Source organism: Shewanella sp. SM20 (assembly GCF_025654545.1).
In the GTDB taxonomy this organism is placed as follows: domain Bacteria; phylum Pseudomonadota; class Gammaproteobacteria; order Enterobacterales; family Shewanellaceae; genus Shewanella; species Shewanella oncorhynchi.
In genome coordinates this window covers 1-13,863 of the sequence record NZ_JAKKRK010000028.1, presented here as the reverse complement: position 1 = coordinate 13,863, position 13,863 = coordinate 1, and the positions used below count along the sequence as shown (strand labels likewise).

Annotated in this window: 15 protein-coding genes, 1 tRNA gene and 1 pseudogene; 9 read left to right on the top strand and 8 right to left on the bottom strand. The window is 44.7% G+C overall.

Annotated features, from left to right (window positions below):
• Positions 1–150 precede the first annotated feature (150 nt).
• From L5M18_RS12945 to L5M18_RS12920, 6 genes are read left to right on the top strand one after another with little or no spacing between them, the layout of a single operon-like run.
• Positions 151–2,916 carry a DNA translocase FtsK gene (locus L5M18_RS12945; protein ID WP_263197203.1) on the top strand — a complete coding sequence of 922 codons (2,766 nt, stop codon included), beginning with the start codon at positions 151–153 and terminating at the stop codon, positions 2,914–2,916.
• Between the two features lie 56 nt (positions 2,917–2,972).
• On the top strand, positions 2,973–3,599 hold the full coding sequence (gene lolA, locus L5M18_RS12940; protein WP_131525571.1) for an outer membrane lipoprotein chaperone LolA: 627 nt from the start codon (positions 2,973–2,975) through the stop codon (positions 3,597–3,599).
• Between the two features lie 8 nt (positions 3,600–3,607).
• Positions 3,608–4,939, top strand: coding sequence for a replication-associated recombination protein A (locus tag L5M18_RS12935; protein ID WP_131525570.1), 1,332 nt, complete (start codon positions 3,608–3,610; stop codon positions 4,937–4,939).
• Entirely contained in the window at positions 4,932–5,306 is a 375-nt protein-coding gene (gene crcB / locus L5M18_RS12930; RefSeq protein WP_028759942.1) for a fluoride efflux transporter CrcB, read from the top strand. Before L5M18_RS12935 ends, crcB begins: the two co-directional genes overlap by 8 nt.
• 18 nt (positions 5,307–5,324) lie before the next feature.
• Positions 5,325–6,611 carry a serine--tRNA ligase gene (serS, locus tag L5M18_RS12925; protein ID WP_028759943.1) on the top strand — a complete coding sequence of 429 codons (1,287 nt, stop codon included), beginning with the start codon at positions 5,325–5,327 and terminating at the stop codon, positions 6,609–6,611.
• Positions 6,612–6,630: 19 nt separating this feature from the next.
• Entirely contained in the window at positions 6,631–6,753 is a 123-nt protein-coding gene (locus L5M18_RS12920) for a hypothetical protein (protein WP_028759944.1), read from the top strand.
• A 99-nt stretch (positions 6,754–6,852) separates the two neighbouring features.
• Here L5M18_RS12920 and L5M18_RS12915 read toward each other — a convergent pair whose 3' ends face one another.
• The 6 genes from L5M18_RS12915 to punR form a co-directional block, all read right to left on the bottom strand.
• Positions 6,853–7,191, bottom strand: a complete 339-nt coding sequence (locus L5M18_RS12915) for a TusE/DsrC/DsvC family sulfur relay protein (protein WP_105252498.1) — start codon at positions 7,189–7,191, stop codon at positions 6,853–6,855.
• The gene (gene tusB, locus L5M18_RS12910; protein ID WP_105252497.1) at positions 7,185–7,466 is read right to left on the bottom strand and encodes a sulfurtransferase complex subunit TusB; all 282 of its coding nucleotides are present in this window, start codon (positions 7,464–7,466) and stop codon (positions 7,185–7,187) included. Before tusB ends, L5M18_RS12915 begins: the two co-directional genes overlap by 7 nt.
• Positions 7,466–7,822 carry a sulfurtransferase complex subunit TusC gene (tusC, locus tag L5M18_RS12905; RefSeq protein WP_028759947.1) on the bottom strand — a complete coding sequence of 119 codons (357 nt, stop codon included), beginning with the start codon at positions 7,820–7,822 and terminating at the stop codon, positions 7,466–7,468. The genes tusB and tusC overlap by 1 nt, the downstream gene beginning before the upstream one ends.
• 14 nt (positions 7,823–7,836) lie before the next feature.
• Positions 7,837–8,226 carry a sulfurtransferase complex subunit TusD gene (gene tusD, locus L5M18_RS12900; RefSeq protein ID WP_263197202.1) on the bottom strand — a complete coding sequence of 130 codons (390 nt, stop codon included), beginning with the start codon at positions 8,224–8,226 and terminating at the stop codon, positions 7,837–7,839.
• Between the two features lie 69 nt (positions 8,227–8,295).
• Entirely contained in the window at positions 8,296–8,955 is a 660-nt protein-coding gene (locus tag L5M18_RS12895; RefSeq protein ID WP_028759949.1) for a Bax inhibitor-1/YccA family protein, read from the bottom strand.
• Between the two features lie 339 nt (positions 8,956–9,294).
• Complete coding sequence (gene punR / locus L5M18_RS12890; protein WP_028759950.1) at positions 9,295–10,197, bottom strand: DNA-binding transcriptional activator PunR; 903 nt, start codon at positions 10,195–10,197, stop codon at positions 9,295–9,297.
• A gap of 115 nt (positions 10,198–10,312) precedes the next feature.
• On the opposite strand from punR, the gene punC reads away from it, so the two are divergent.
• Together punC and L5M18_RS12880 are read left to right on the top strand one after the other, a co-directional pair.
• Complete coding sequence (punC, locus tag L5M18_RS12885) at positions 10,313–11,584, top strand: purine nucleoside transporter PunC (protein WP_219250788.1); 1,272 nt, start codon at positions 10,313–10,315, stop codon at positions 11,582–11,584.
• A gap of 80 nt (positions 11,585–11,664) precedes the next feature.
• Positions 11,665–11,755: transfer RNA gene (locus tag L5M18_RS12880), tRNA-Ser, on the top strand.
• A gap of 201 nt (positions 11,756–11,956) precedes the next feature.
• Here the strand turns inward: L5M18_RS12880 and L5M18_RS12875 are convergent.
• Positions 11,957–12,520, bottom strand: a complete 564-nt coding sequence (locus L5M18_RS12875; protein ID WP_263197201.1) for a hypothetical protein — start codon at positions 12,518–12,520, stop codon at positions 11,957–11,959.
• Positions 12,517–13,599: an MATE family efflux transporter gene (locus L5M18_RS12870; protein WP_411569273.1), complete on the bottom strand. Its 1,083-nt coding sequence runs from the start codon at positions 13,597–13,599 to the stop codon at positions 12,517–12,519. Before L5M18_RS12870 ends, L5M18_RS12875 begins: the two co-directional genes overlap by 4 nt.
• A gap of 125 nt (positions 13,600–13,724) precedes the next feature.
• On the opposite strand from L5M18_RS12870, the pseudogene L5M18_RS12865 reads away from it, so the two are divergent.
• Positions 13,725–13,863, top strand: a pseudogene (locus L5M18_RS12865) (IS4 family transposase); the annotation flags it as partial.

The window sequence follows — 13,863 nt, the reverse complement described above, 5'->3', positions numbered from 1 at the left end:
CCTCCCCAAAAGCACACTAAAACACCTCAATAGACTAAATTTTGCCAATCATGACCAATTCTGTATAGAAAAACAGGCTAATGTGCTCCACATTTAGTGGGATTCTGGTATCGTTAGCCCACCTGTTTTCACTTTTATGGATTACGTCGTTTGTCTCAAGGAAATAGTGTACGCACGCTCACTGGCCTGCAACGTCTGCTGGAAGGCGGACTCATCATTTGTTGTGTTCTCGCCACTTATATTTTGCTCGCATTGACGAGTTTTAGTCCGTCTGATCCTGGTTGGAGTCAGTCGCATTTTCAAGGCGATATTAAAAACTGGACCGGAGCAGTAGGGGCTTGGATTGCCGATATTCTGTTATATTTCTTCGGCGTTACGGCTTATATCATGCCAATCATTGTCGCATCGACGGGTTGGTTATTGTTCAAACGTGCCCATCATTTACTTGAAATTGATTACTTTTCAGTGGCCCTGAGATTGATAGGATTTTTACTGATCATCCTTGGGTTCTCTGCGTTGGCGAGCATGAATGCCAACAATATCTACGAGTTTTCGGCAGGCGGAGTGGCGGGTGATGTGATCGGTCAAGCCATGTTGCCGTATTTTAATAAACTCGGCACTACCTTATTACTGCTGTGTTTCTTGGGCTCAGGCTTTACGCTGTTGACTGGGATTAGCTGGCTGACTGTGGTCGAGAAAATCGGCTTAGTCTCTATTTGGATTTATAAAAAGTTAAAATTATTGCCGCAAGCGATGAAGCGTGAGCATGAAACCGAGGATACCCGTGGTTTTATGTCCGTGGTGGATAAGTTTAAACAGCGCCGTGAATCCCAATATGTGCTAGAAAAGCCCCCCATAGTTGAAAAGCCTAAGGTGCGTGAGCGTCATATTGGTCGTAGAGCTGAGATAACCCCAACGCTATATGCTGCCACTGATGATATGGTCATTGAACCAGAAGGTATTATTACTGAAACTGAGAATAATTCGTCGCCAAAAAACAAACTATCGGCGCTTGCAAAAATTCTGAGCTTGAATGGCAGTAAAAGTAAGAGTGCACAACGGGTTGAGCCACAAATCGATAATGATGATTTGGCCGCCCATGGCAATTTTGAAGCGCCACCTTGGTTAGCTGAACCTCAGCATTCAAATGCCGATGAGCAAGGTAGTGCCGATTTTAATTCGCATTCATTCGATCATGATGACAATGAGCCAGTGTTTAGCAGTCAAGCATTTACAGAAAATGAAGACGATGAAAGTCTCGGTTTTAGCGATGATGACGTCATTGATTTTGATACTAAAGTGTCAACAGGTGCAGTGAATCAAGCGCAGCGTAATAAGCAAGATCAAAAAGCTAAAATTGTCGATGGCATTGTGGTGTTGCCAGGACAAGAAGAAAAACCCGCACCGAAAAAACCGATGGATCCTCTGCCGAGTATTAACTTGCTCGACATACCTGACCGTAAGAAGAATCCGATCAGCCCAGAGGAATTGGATCAAGTCGCCCGCCTTGTTGAGCTTAAGTTGGCCGATTTCAACATCATCGCCAATGTGGTGGGTGTGTATCCAGGCCCTGTGATTACACGCTTTGAATTAGAATTAGCGCCGGGCGTTAAAGCGTCAAAAATCTCTAATCTATCAAAGGATTTAGCTCGTTCATTACTGGCTGAAAGTGTGCGCGTGGTTGAAGTTATTCCGGGTAAAGCTTATGTCGGACTTGAATTACCCAATAAATTCCGCGAAACCGTGTTTATGCGCGATGTGTTAGATTGTGCCGCCTTTACTGAGAGTAAATCCAACTTAACTATGGTGTTAGGCCAAGATATTGCTGGTGACCCAGTTGTTGTTGATCTTGGTAAAATGCCACATTTATTGGTAGCAGGTACTACAGGCTCTGGTAAGTCTGTGGGTGTAAACGTGATGATCACCAGCTTACTGTATAAGTCTGGCCCAGAAGATGTACGCTTTATCATGATCGACCCCAAAATGTTGGAATTGTCTGTCTATGAAGGCATTCCGCATTTGCTATGTGAAGTCGTGACCGACATGAAAGAAGCTGCCAATGCGCTGCGTTGGTGTGTCGGCGAGATGGAACGTCGCTACAAGCTGATGTCTATGATGGGCGTACGTAACATCAAGGGCTATAACGCTAAAATTGCCGAGGCTAAGGCCAATGGCGAAGTGATTTTAGATCCTATGTGGAAGTCTTCTGACAGCATGGAGCCAGAAGCGCCTGCGTTAGATAAGCTGCCATCGATTGTTGTCGTGGTCGATGAATTTGCTGACATGATGATGATTGTTGGTAAAAAAGTTGAAGAGTTGATTGCCCGTATTGCCCAAAAAGCGCGTGCCGCAGGCATACATTTAATTCTTGCAACCCAAAGACCGTCAGTGGATGTGATCACAGGTTTGATTAAGGCCAACATTCCCACACGTATGGCGTTCCAAGTGTCATCGCGTATCGATTCGCGCACCATTTTAGATCAACAGGGTGCCGAAACCTTGCTTGGTATGGGTGACATGTTATTTTTGCCACCGGGTACTGCGGTACCGAATCGTGTTCATGGTGCGTTCGTTGATGATCATGAAGTTCACCGTGTCGTTGCCGACTGGTGCGCCCGTGGCAAACCGCAATATATCGAAGAAATCCTCAACGGTGCCAGTGATGGTGAACAAGTATTATTGCCTGGTGAAACCGCTGAATCAGACGAAGAATACGATCCGTTATACGATGAAGCAGTCGCCTTTGTGACTGAAACTCGTCGCGGCTCGATTTCAAGCGTACAGCGTAAATTTAAGATTGGTTATAACCGTGCAGCCCGCATTATTGAACAGATGGAAGCACAAGGTATTGTTTCAGCTCAAGGCCACAACGGTAACCGTGAAGTCTTAGCGCCGCCAGCACCAAAACATTATTAAGCCGCGCTAAGGCGTAGCTTTGATACACCCAAGGGTTTTACAGGGTAAGGAATAAAATGAAAAAACGATTATGCGCTGTGTTGTTAGCTTCACCTTTGCTATTTAGCGCGGCTGTGTTTGCCGATGATGCGCAGCAGCTCAGGGAAAAATTGATTGGTACCGCGTCACTAAAAGCCGATTTCAAACAAACCGTAACAGATGTCAATAAAAAGGTTATTCAAACAGGGTCTGGCATTTTTGCCTTAGCGTATCCGAATCAATTTTATTGGCATTTAACCCAGCCCGATGAATCGCAGATTGTCGCTGATGGTAAAGATTTGTGGATCTACAATCCTTTCGCCGAAGAGGTGGTCATCATGGATTTTGCTGAAGCAATCAATGCATCTCCCATCGCATTGCTCGTCCACCGCGACGATGCGACTTGGTCACAGTATTCAGTGTCCAAGAAACAAGATTGCTATGAGATCAAACCTAAGGCGATTGATTCGGGCATATTGTCCGTCAATGTGTGTTTCAAAAATACCCAGTTAGTCAACTTTAATGTTGCCGATGATAAAGGTAATTTAAGCCTGTTTGATTTAAGCAATCAGCAAGCCATCACAAATAAAGACAAAGCCTTGTTCACCTTTGTGATCCCAGACAGCGTCGATGTTGATGATCAACGTCGTAAAGCAGCGCATTAGGCTATCGCGTGAGCAGTTTATCGTTTAATTTTGCACCCGATTTTCGTCCCTTGGCCGCGCGCATGCGGCCAAGAACGATTGGCGAGTACATAGGTCAAGCCCATTTACTGGGTGAGGGCCAACCACTACGCAAAGCATTGGAAGCTGGGCGCGCCCATTCCATGATGTTGTGGGGACCGCCGGGCACAGGTAAAACAACCTTAGCTGAATTAATCGCACATTATTCAAATGCTCACGTTGAGCGCATTTCCGCGGTCACCTCTGGCGTTAAGGACATTCGCGCCGCGATTGAGCAAGCAAAAGCCGTTGCAGAATCTCGTGGCCAACGTACTCTATTGTTTGTCGATGAAGTCCACCGATTTAATAAGAGTCAGCAGGATGCCTTTCTGCCATTTATTGAAGATGGCACAGTGATCTTTATCGGCGCGACCACAGAAAATCCGTCTTTTGAAATCAATAATGCCTTACTCTCGCGGGCAAGGGTCTATCTTATCAAGCGCTTAAGCCATGATGAAATCGCCCATATAGTGACTCAAGCCTTAAACGATAACGAGCGCGGTTTAGGCCTACGACGATTTGTAATGCCAACCGATGTGCTCACCACATTGGCACAACTTTGTGATGGTGATGCCCGTAAAGCGTTAAATCTTATTGAGTTGATGAGTGATATGCTCATCGACGGTGGCACCTTTACCACTGAAATGTTAATTCAAGTGGCGGGGCACCAAGTTGCTGGTTTTGATAAGAACGGTGATCAGTTTTACGATTTAATCTCGGCTGTACATAAATCCATTCGCGGATCAGCACCCGATGCCGCGTTGTATTGGTTTTGTCGAATATTAGAAGGCGGTGGCGATCCGCTTTACGTGGCAAGGCGCTTACTGGCGATTGCCTCTGAAGATGTGGGCAATGCCGATCCTGCGGCGATGACAATCGCACTGAATGCCTGGGATTGTTTTCACCGTGTTGGCCCCGCCGAAGGTGAGAGAGCAATAGCACAAGCCATTGTTTATCTTGCCAGTGCGCCTAAGAGCAACGCTGTGTATACCGCATTTAAGGCGGCGCGTGCGTTAGCTCGCGAAACAGGGCAAGTCGAAGTGCCACACCATTTACGCAATGCACCGACTCAGTTAATGAAAGACATCGGCATGGGAGCTGGGTATCGATATGCCCACGATGAAGCCAATGCCTATGCCAGTGGTGAAAATTATTTCCCCGAATCCCTGCAAACAGCACAGTTTTATTTTCCGACTGAGCGAGGGTTTGAGAAGCGGATCAAAGATAAATTGGCGCAATTAGCCCAGTTAGATCAAGCCAGTGAGAACAAAAGATATGACTAACATCTTATTAGTGGCTTTCGGCGGGTCAATTGGAGCAGTTTTACGCTATCTTATTTCAATATTCATGATCCAAGTATTTGGCAGCAGTTTTCCTTTTGGTACACTGTTGGTTAATGTTATAGGTTCATTTTTTATGGGCGTAATTTACGCTCTGGGGCAAATGAGTCATATCAGCCCTGAACTCAAAGCGCTTATAGGTATCGGTCTATTAGGTGCTTTGACAACGTTTTCGACTTTCTCTAATGAAACCTTGTTGCTGATGCAAGAAGGGGATTGGCTGAAGGCGATTTTGAATGTGGTGTTGAATCTAAGTCTATGTTTATTCATGGTGTACTTAGGTCAACAACTGGTTTTTTCTCGCATTTAACTATTAAGAATATATCACATGTTAGATCCTAAATTTTTGCGCAACGAATTAGAAGTTACCGCTGAGCGACTGGCTACCCGTGGCTTTATTTTAGACATAGCTCATCTCATTCAATTAGAAGAAAAGCGTAAGTCACTGCAAGTGGCTACCGAAGAATTACAAGCGTCGCGTAATGCCATCTCCAAATCTATTGGCCAAGCTAAAGCCCGTGGTGAAGATGTTGACGCGATCATGGCGCAAGTGGGCGATTTAGGTTCACAGTTGGATGCCAAAAAGATTGAACTGGCGGCCGTACTTGAAGAAGTCAATGCCATTGCCATGTCTATGCCTAACCTGCCTGATGAATCAGTACCAATGGGTGCCGATGAAACAGAGAACGTTGAAGTGAGACGTTGGGGTACGCCACGCACTTTTGATTTCCCGATTAAAGATCATATCGATTTAGGCGAAGGCCTAAACGGCTTAGATTTTAAAAATGCCGTTAAAATTACTGGCTCACGTTTTATCGTAATGAAAGGCCAAGTCGCCCGCTTAAACCGCGCCATTGGTCAGTTCATGTTGGACTTACATACCACAGAGCACGGTTATACCGAAGCCTATGTGCCATTACTGGTTAACGAGGCAAGCTTACTCGGCACAGGCCAGCTACCTAAGTTTGGTGAAGATTTATTCCACACTAAACCTGCAACTGAAGAAGGCCAAGGTTTGAGCCTTATCCCAACTGCAGAAGTGCCATTAACGAACTTAGTTCGCGATAGCATTGTTGATGAAGACGAGCTGCCAATAAAGTTAACTGCGCATACTGCATGTTTCCGCAGCGAAGCGGGCTCATACGGCAAAGATACCCGTGGTCTGATCCGTCAGCACCAATTCGATAAAGTTGAAATGGTGCAAATTGTTAAGCCTGAAGATTCAATGGCGGCACTTGAAGCGCTGACAGGTCATGCTGAAACAGTGTTGCAGCGTTTAGGTTTACCGTATCGAACTGTGATTTTATGTACTGGCGATATGGGCTTTGGCTCAAGCAAAACCTACGATATCGAAGTCTGGTTACCAGCACAAAATACCTATCGTGAGATTTCTTCTTGCTCAAACATGAAGGATTTCCAAGCCCGTCGTATGCAAGCACGTTACCGCGTGAAAGCAGATAATAAGCCTGCGCTATTGCATACGTTAAACGGCTCAGGTTTAGCTGTGGGTCGTACTTTAGTGGCTATTTTAGAAAACTATCAAAATGCTGATGGCAGTATCACAGTCCCTGAAGTTCTGCGTCCTTACATGGGCGGTTTGACTCAAATAGGCTAATGGAACACAAAATAATACTATGGATAAAGGCCAGCGCTATCTCCGTTGGCTTTCCTATACCGCTGTGATTGCAGTATTTTTTGCTGTAATGCTTGCCACCGTAGGCAAAGCCATCTGGGTTGTGTTAGAAAACGTCAAATAACCCTATCAACTTTGTTCAAGTAAAAAGAAAGGCATGTTTCCCAAGGGAACATGCCTTTTTGTTTGTGTCATGTTTACGTGATGACTTAACCCTTTGCCATTAAATACACTTAGCGGGTTTGGGCAGGCCCGCGATTTTCGTTGCTTGTTTCGCAGGTCCAATCGGGAATAGGGTATATAAGTATTTTGAATTGCCTTTGTCTGGTCCTAAGGCTTGGCCAATGGCTTTAACTAATACACGGATAGCAGGGCTCGTTTTATATTCAAGATAGAAATCTCGAACAAAGTTAATAACTTCCCAATGGGCTGGCGTAAGTACAATTTGCTCTTCTGCCGCTAACAACAGGGCCATATCGGGTTGCCAATCGTTAAGATTTTTTAAATAACCTTGATGGTCACGGGCGATTTCTGCGCCATTAAATTGCAATGGATTTACCACGTTATCACCTTGTCATGGAGTAATGATTGAGCCACAAACTCATTGTAATCGATAAGCATGACGTTCTTTAAACGTTCGGATAGGCCACGTGCGACAACATCGTCTTTTAAGACCATCAACTTGAAGGGCGATAATGCCATTGCCCACTGGCGCAGCAGTAACGCGTTAACGCCATCGCTCGATAATAAAATTGCATCTTCCTTACAGGCGTAACGTAAACAAAGTTTCAGCGCGCTATCTCGACTGGGAGATGTTTGAATATGATGTAAAATCATTAGAATACTAAGACCTCATCCACTTGGTTTAAATGGGCTGCGATGGCTTCATCGTTGACCACTGTCACTGGGATCGACAGTAAGCCATGGCTTAAGCCGTAATCGGCTAAGGATTGCTTACAGACAAACACAGAGCCAATATCATACAGCGGCAGTGCTTTAAAGGTGGAGATGTAATCTTTAGCACCGATAAGCTCAGGCTGTTGATCTTTAATCAAATGCAACACACCTTCATCCACAAACACTAAACTCACTTCTTGTTCGAAGCTAGCGCTAAGCAGGGCAAGATCTAAACCTTCGCGGCCACGAACAGTACCATGTGGCGAGCAGCGAAATAGAATACACAATTTTTTCATAGTAGCCCTGAGAGTTAAAAACTGATCAAACGATCGGCCGATTCAATACCTGTGATTAGCTCACCTAAGCCGCCCATAATAAATGACTCGCCCACATTCCAGTGGCTAAGGCCATTCTCGCTAGCATCTTGGTGACTCACAATGCCGCGACGTAGCGCTGCAGAAACGCAATTGACTAACGGGACCTGATGGGATTGCGCCAGCTGTTTCCAGTCACTGATCACATCGTTTTCATCGGAGGCGGGTAAGCTTAAATCTGTGGAGTTATACACGCCATCTTGATAAAAAAACACACAGATAATCTGATGCCCAGCTAAAAGTACAGCTTGGGAGAAGCGTAAGGCATTAACACTCGCCGACGTGCCATAAGCGGGCCCGTTCACTTGGATAATAAATTTGCTCATTTAAAATAAAAATGGCCCTAAAAGTAGGGCCATTCTAACGCAAGTTAAGCTAAAAATCGCTAACTAGGATTAGTCATCGTTGCCTATGCCCATCAGGTGCAACAGCGCGATGAAGAGGTTTAAGAAGTCTAGGTATAACGAGATAGTCGCGCGAATGTAATTAGTTTCGCCGCCATTGACGATACGGCTAGTATCAAACAGGATAAAACCTGTCATCAGTAACGCCAAGCCCGCGTTAATTGCCATAAAGGCAACACTGTTACCCATAAAAATATTAATCACAGCGGCGGCGATCACCACAATCAAGCCGGCAAATAAGAATCCACGTAGGAAAGAGAAATCTTTCTTAGTGGTCACGGCATAGGCTGATAACGCAACGAAAATCACTGACGTTAACCCCAGTGCTTGCATGATCAGCTGTGGACCGTTTGCCATACCCGCGTAGTGATTGAGCATGTAGCCCAGTGAAGCACCTTCCATACCCGTAAAGGCAAACACCCAGAAGATACCCGCTGCAGACTCGGCTTTACGTAAAGTGACAAACAACAGTACTAGGCCACCAATCGATAAACCAATGGAGACTAATGGACTGATATTTAATGCCATTGCCAAACCCGCACACAGTGCAGAGAAGGCCAATGTCATCGATAACAGCATATAAGTGTTTTTAAGAAGTTTGTTCACTTCCAGTGTTGACGCACTCGTCGAATATAAGGTTTCTTGGGTCATGTTGATCTCCGTTGACACATTTCCAAACTGATCATTTTGATTTTTTACAGCACACTAAGTTCCCGTAAAATCCTAAAATGAACTTAACTGGTGCAATGATACCGTACATGAGATACGGGTGAAAGTCATAGAACCATGAATAACAAATTGTTAATCTTCAAAATTTTACTCAATTATTTATTTCAACTTTAACTGCAAAGCATAAAAAATAAGATTCTTGTATCTGCGTCTTCATCCACTATGAAGGTAAAGATTTAGTCTGTACATAAGCAGACGATACACAATCACATTCAATGCTGATTTCAATGACTAAATCAGCATATTGAGTTTAAACCAAGCTTAAGCCAGCCACTCTTTGTGCAATTTTTCAGTATCGCCAAGATATTCCAGCACCCAAGCGAGAGCAGGCGACATCTTGTCAGCATTCCAGGCCAAGCAACAAGGGCTTGTCTGCTTTGGATTTTCCAGTTGTTTTTCAACAAGCGCACCCGCCTTAATAAACACGCTCGCTAAATGCACTGGCATATAACCGACGCCTAAACCTTCGCGGAAACAGTTAATGGCACGGATCCAATCAGGTACGACTAACCTGCGTTGATTCTCTAGCAACCAAGTCATACGTTTTGGAATTTCCCGAGAGGTATCTTCTAAACAAATCGAGGGAAAAGGGCGCAGCTCATCGTCACTTAATGGGCGGTCAATACTGGCCAAGGGATGATTTTTACTAACAAGAAACGCCCACTCAATATCCCCCATGTCTTTATATTGGTAAACACCACCGACTGGAATTGCGGTTGTCGCACCAATAGCAATATCACTGCGACCCGTGGCGAGCGCTTCCCAAACCCCGTTAAAGACTTCAATTCGAATAATTAATTCAATATCATGGAAGTGTCGATAAAAGTCAGCAATTAATACGCTGATCCTGTCGGCACGGACGATATTATCAAGGGCTATGGACAAGGTGGGTTGCCAACCATTTGCCACGCGCTGAGTGCCACGTTTCATCTCGTCCATCTGCGTGAGCAAGGTTCTGGCTTGCTTCACAAAATGTTCACCCGCTGGTGTTAAGGTTACACTGCGATGATGCCGTTCAAAAAGAATGACGCCGAGTTCTTCTTCTATTTGCTTGACCGCGTAGCTCACGGCAGAGGGCACTTTATGTAGCCGATTCGCCGCCGCGGTGAAACTACCTACACGAGCCACAATATCAATGAGTTCTAGCGCTTGTTCTGAGAGCATAACTGACGTCCATTCCAATGAAAATAATTGATAGCACAAGTCAAAAATAAACGTTTCCAATAAATTTAACAAGTCATTAGACTGCACACTTTAGTCAATCTGACACGATTATTTTATGAAAACGTCTAGTAACACCTTTGTAAACATAAAGTTCTTTATGTTTCTATTCTATTTAGCCATGTTGAGCATGCTTGGCTTTATTGCCACTGACATGTATTTGCCTGCTTTCAAAGCAATTGAAGGCTCATTTGACAGCACACCATCACAGGTGGCGATGTCATTGACCTGTTTCCTTGCGGGTCTTGCCTTAGGTCAGCTGCTTTACGGCCCGTTAGTCAATAAAATCGGCAAACGTTGGGCACTGATCTTTGGCCTTGTTTTATTTGCCATTGCTAGCGTGTTTATTGCCAACAGTGATTCTATATTAATGCTCAATACCGCGCGCTTCTTCCAAGCCATTGGCGCCTGTAGTGCAGGGGTTATTTGGCAAGCTATTGTGGTTGAACAATATGATGCCGATAAAGCCCAAGGTATTTTCAGCAACATTATGCCATTGGTCGCATTATCGCCTGCATTAGCACCGATCCTTGGCGCTTATATTCTGAACGAATTAGGCTGGCGTGCAATCTTTATCTCCTTGTGTGTTATCGCTTTTCTGCTGGTATTGATGACCTTGTACTTTGTTCCAGGCAAGAGTCAACATAAACACAGTGAACATGTTGCTGTATCTTATGGGCAAATTTTGAAAAACACCCGCTATTTAGGCAACGTCGTGATCTTCGGTGCCTGTTCCGGTGCTTTCTTTGCCTACTTAACTGTGTGGCCGATTGTGATGGAAATGCACGGTTATCAAGCGACTGAAATTGGGTTAAGTTTTATCCCGCAAACCATCATGTTTATTGTCGGTGGTTATGCGAGTAAGTTACTGATAAAACGCATTGGCGGGCATCAAACACTCAATATCTTGTTGTCAGTTTTCGCAGCCTGCGTTATTTCGATCATCATGTTCACGCTGATTTATCCCGCGAGCACGATTTTCCCACTGCTTATTTCGTTCTCGATTTTAGCGGCGGCCAATGGTGCAATTTATCCAATAGTCGTGAACAGCGCGCTACAGCAGTTTAGTCAGAATGCCGCTAAGGCCGCAGGATTACAGAACTTCTTACAGATCAGCATTGCCTTTGGTGCATCAAGCTTAGTCGCTATGTGGGCAAGTCTTGGTGAAGTGGCGATTGGTTGGGGTATCCTATGTTGCGCTATTTTAGTTGTGGTCGGCTATATACTTAAGAGTCAACAAGAGTGGGGCGACTTTGCCAAACATTTCACTAAGCCAGATCCCGCACGGGTAGGCATAATGTCCGATGTGAAGCAAAATCCAGCGGATTGAGTGTAATAGCAACAATTGGCGCATAATTGAGAGTTAGTGCTTTACAGTCAACAGACTTACTTATATTATGCGCCTCGTTCGGAGGGGTGGCAGAGTGGTTTAATGCACCGGTCTTGAAAACCGGCGTGGGTTTATAGCCCACCCAGGGTTCAAATCCCTGCTCCTCCGCCATATTTAGTCAAAAAGCCGCTAAGCAATTAGCGGCTTTTTGCATTTTAGCTGTTTTAGCTGTTTTAGCCTTACGTTGCTGATTCGAAACGCAGTGTTTCAGCCATATTTCACAAGCAAAGCCATCAGCAATGATGACTTTGCTTGTATTATTTAACTCTAGATTTCCTCATTCAACATGATGCCAGACAATCTCAGCCATCATTACACTTTGGGGAGTTTGTGTTGGACCATGGCAAGAGCAAAGGAATGCCAATCTGCATTAGCATAGCTGCTCACCAGATCCTGGAGTGTTGTCGGTTCGCCAGCGTTATCCACTGGTTGCAAAATTATCTGCAAATTCAGCGCATTGCAGTAATCCTGCCGCTCCACTACAAAAAACTGCTTCTTGTAGGGGAGTAGCAATGTGTCCTCAGCTTGCGCATTAAACTCACGCGCGGCTAAATAGCCAGTAAACCAATGATTGAGTAATGTGTCGCATTGCTTAGTGTGGAATAAGCCTCCCCAATCATCCCCGAGTATGGCTTGACCCGACAGGACTCGCTGGCAATGATGAAAATCGATAAAACCTAGCTCACGTGTGATCACTTGTTGGCAATGCTTAAGCTGGAGAGCTGAGTGTGATATGCCCAATTTCGCCATTAAGGTCGCGACTCTTTGCTTGGCTAACGGCTCATCCTGCTGACAAGCTTTGAGCAGTTTTTTAGCGCGAACTTTGGTTTCATTTAATGCGATGGCGCTTGAGTCTTTCATCTTGGCTAACTTCATTTTGCATTACCTCCATGACTGACTCGATTTGCTCGCGGCACGTGAATGAAAGGCCAAATACTGATGATCAATAAACTCAAGAGACAACCTAAGATGTCCGCAATTGGAAAGGCCATCCATAACTCAATCAAAGCGTTTTGCATAATATTAATGTTTAATGCACCTGTGATAAATGAAATATCTGCAAAGGATAGTTGAGGTAACAGGACCAGCAGGGGCAGTAACAAACCATAGATTTTTATCCCAGATAATAGCAATGCAAGCTTAGGGCGATTTGTGCCTTGATACACAGCAATCGCAATACCTGTGATCCCCGCCAAAGGTAAAGCGATAAACGTCACACTCGAAATCTTAATACAAGCGCCAATGAGTGCTGGATCATCGGTGAAAATACCAAAAACCAAGGTAGGAAACCCCATAAGTATAATTGTCACGACACTCAGATAACAGCAGGTCAAGACGATCCCCCATTTAGCACACGCTAACACCCGAGAAGATGCCATCGCCCCATAGTTATACGCACTGATTGTTTGTGCTGCACTGGTGAGAGCCATGAGCGGCAGGGCGATAAAGATATTAAAGCGTCCGATCAAACCATAAGCGCTGATCATGTACGCAACCTCATTCGCGGCTGGCGTATTGGGCGCTACATTGGCTAAATGACTGACTAAAATATGATTTACCGATGAGATCACGCAGGCAATCCCAAGATATGACAATAATATAGGGCTACCCAAGCCAAGAATCGCTTTTATCTCAGTGAGGTTGAGCTTTATCTGCTCCATTCTAAAAAAAATAGGCTGGGTAGCTTGCTTATGAAGCACCTGTTTACTGGCAAAGCGGTTATTTGGGACAAAATAGACAACAGCGATAAATAGACTCACACATTGACCCGCCACCGTTGCCCACGCCGCACCACTCACGCCCATCTCCAAAACAGCAATAAAGAGTGTATCGAACAAGATGTTCATGACCGCCGACAACAAGATAACCAGCAGCATCACCACGACTTTTCCTTGTGCTCTGAGTAAATCGCCGCTAAGAGATAACAAAAAAGTGAATAGACTAAAACAGAGAATGGGTTGTAGATACTCTGTACTGAAGAATCCCCTGATGATTTACAAATAAATCATCAAATTAGAGTGGAAGCGCATCTTGTTGCATGATCAAATGGTTTCGCTAAAAACTACACTTGGACAACAAGATGCGCGAAGCCAATATCCTACAACATTCTTTACACCAATACTGCCCAGAACTTCACCTAAAACGATTAAACAGCTTGATGCTGGCCTCTAAGGCACTGATTGAATGTAAGACACTGACCTTGACTGAGTTAGGTCGAA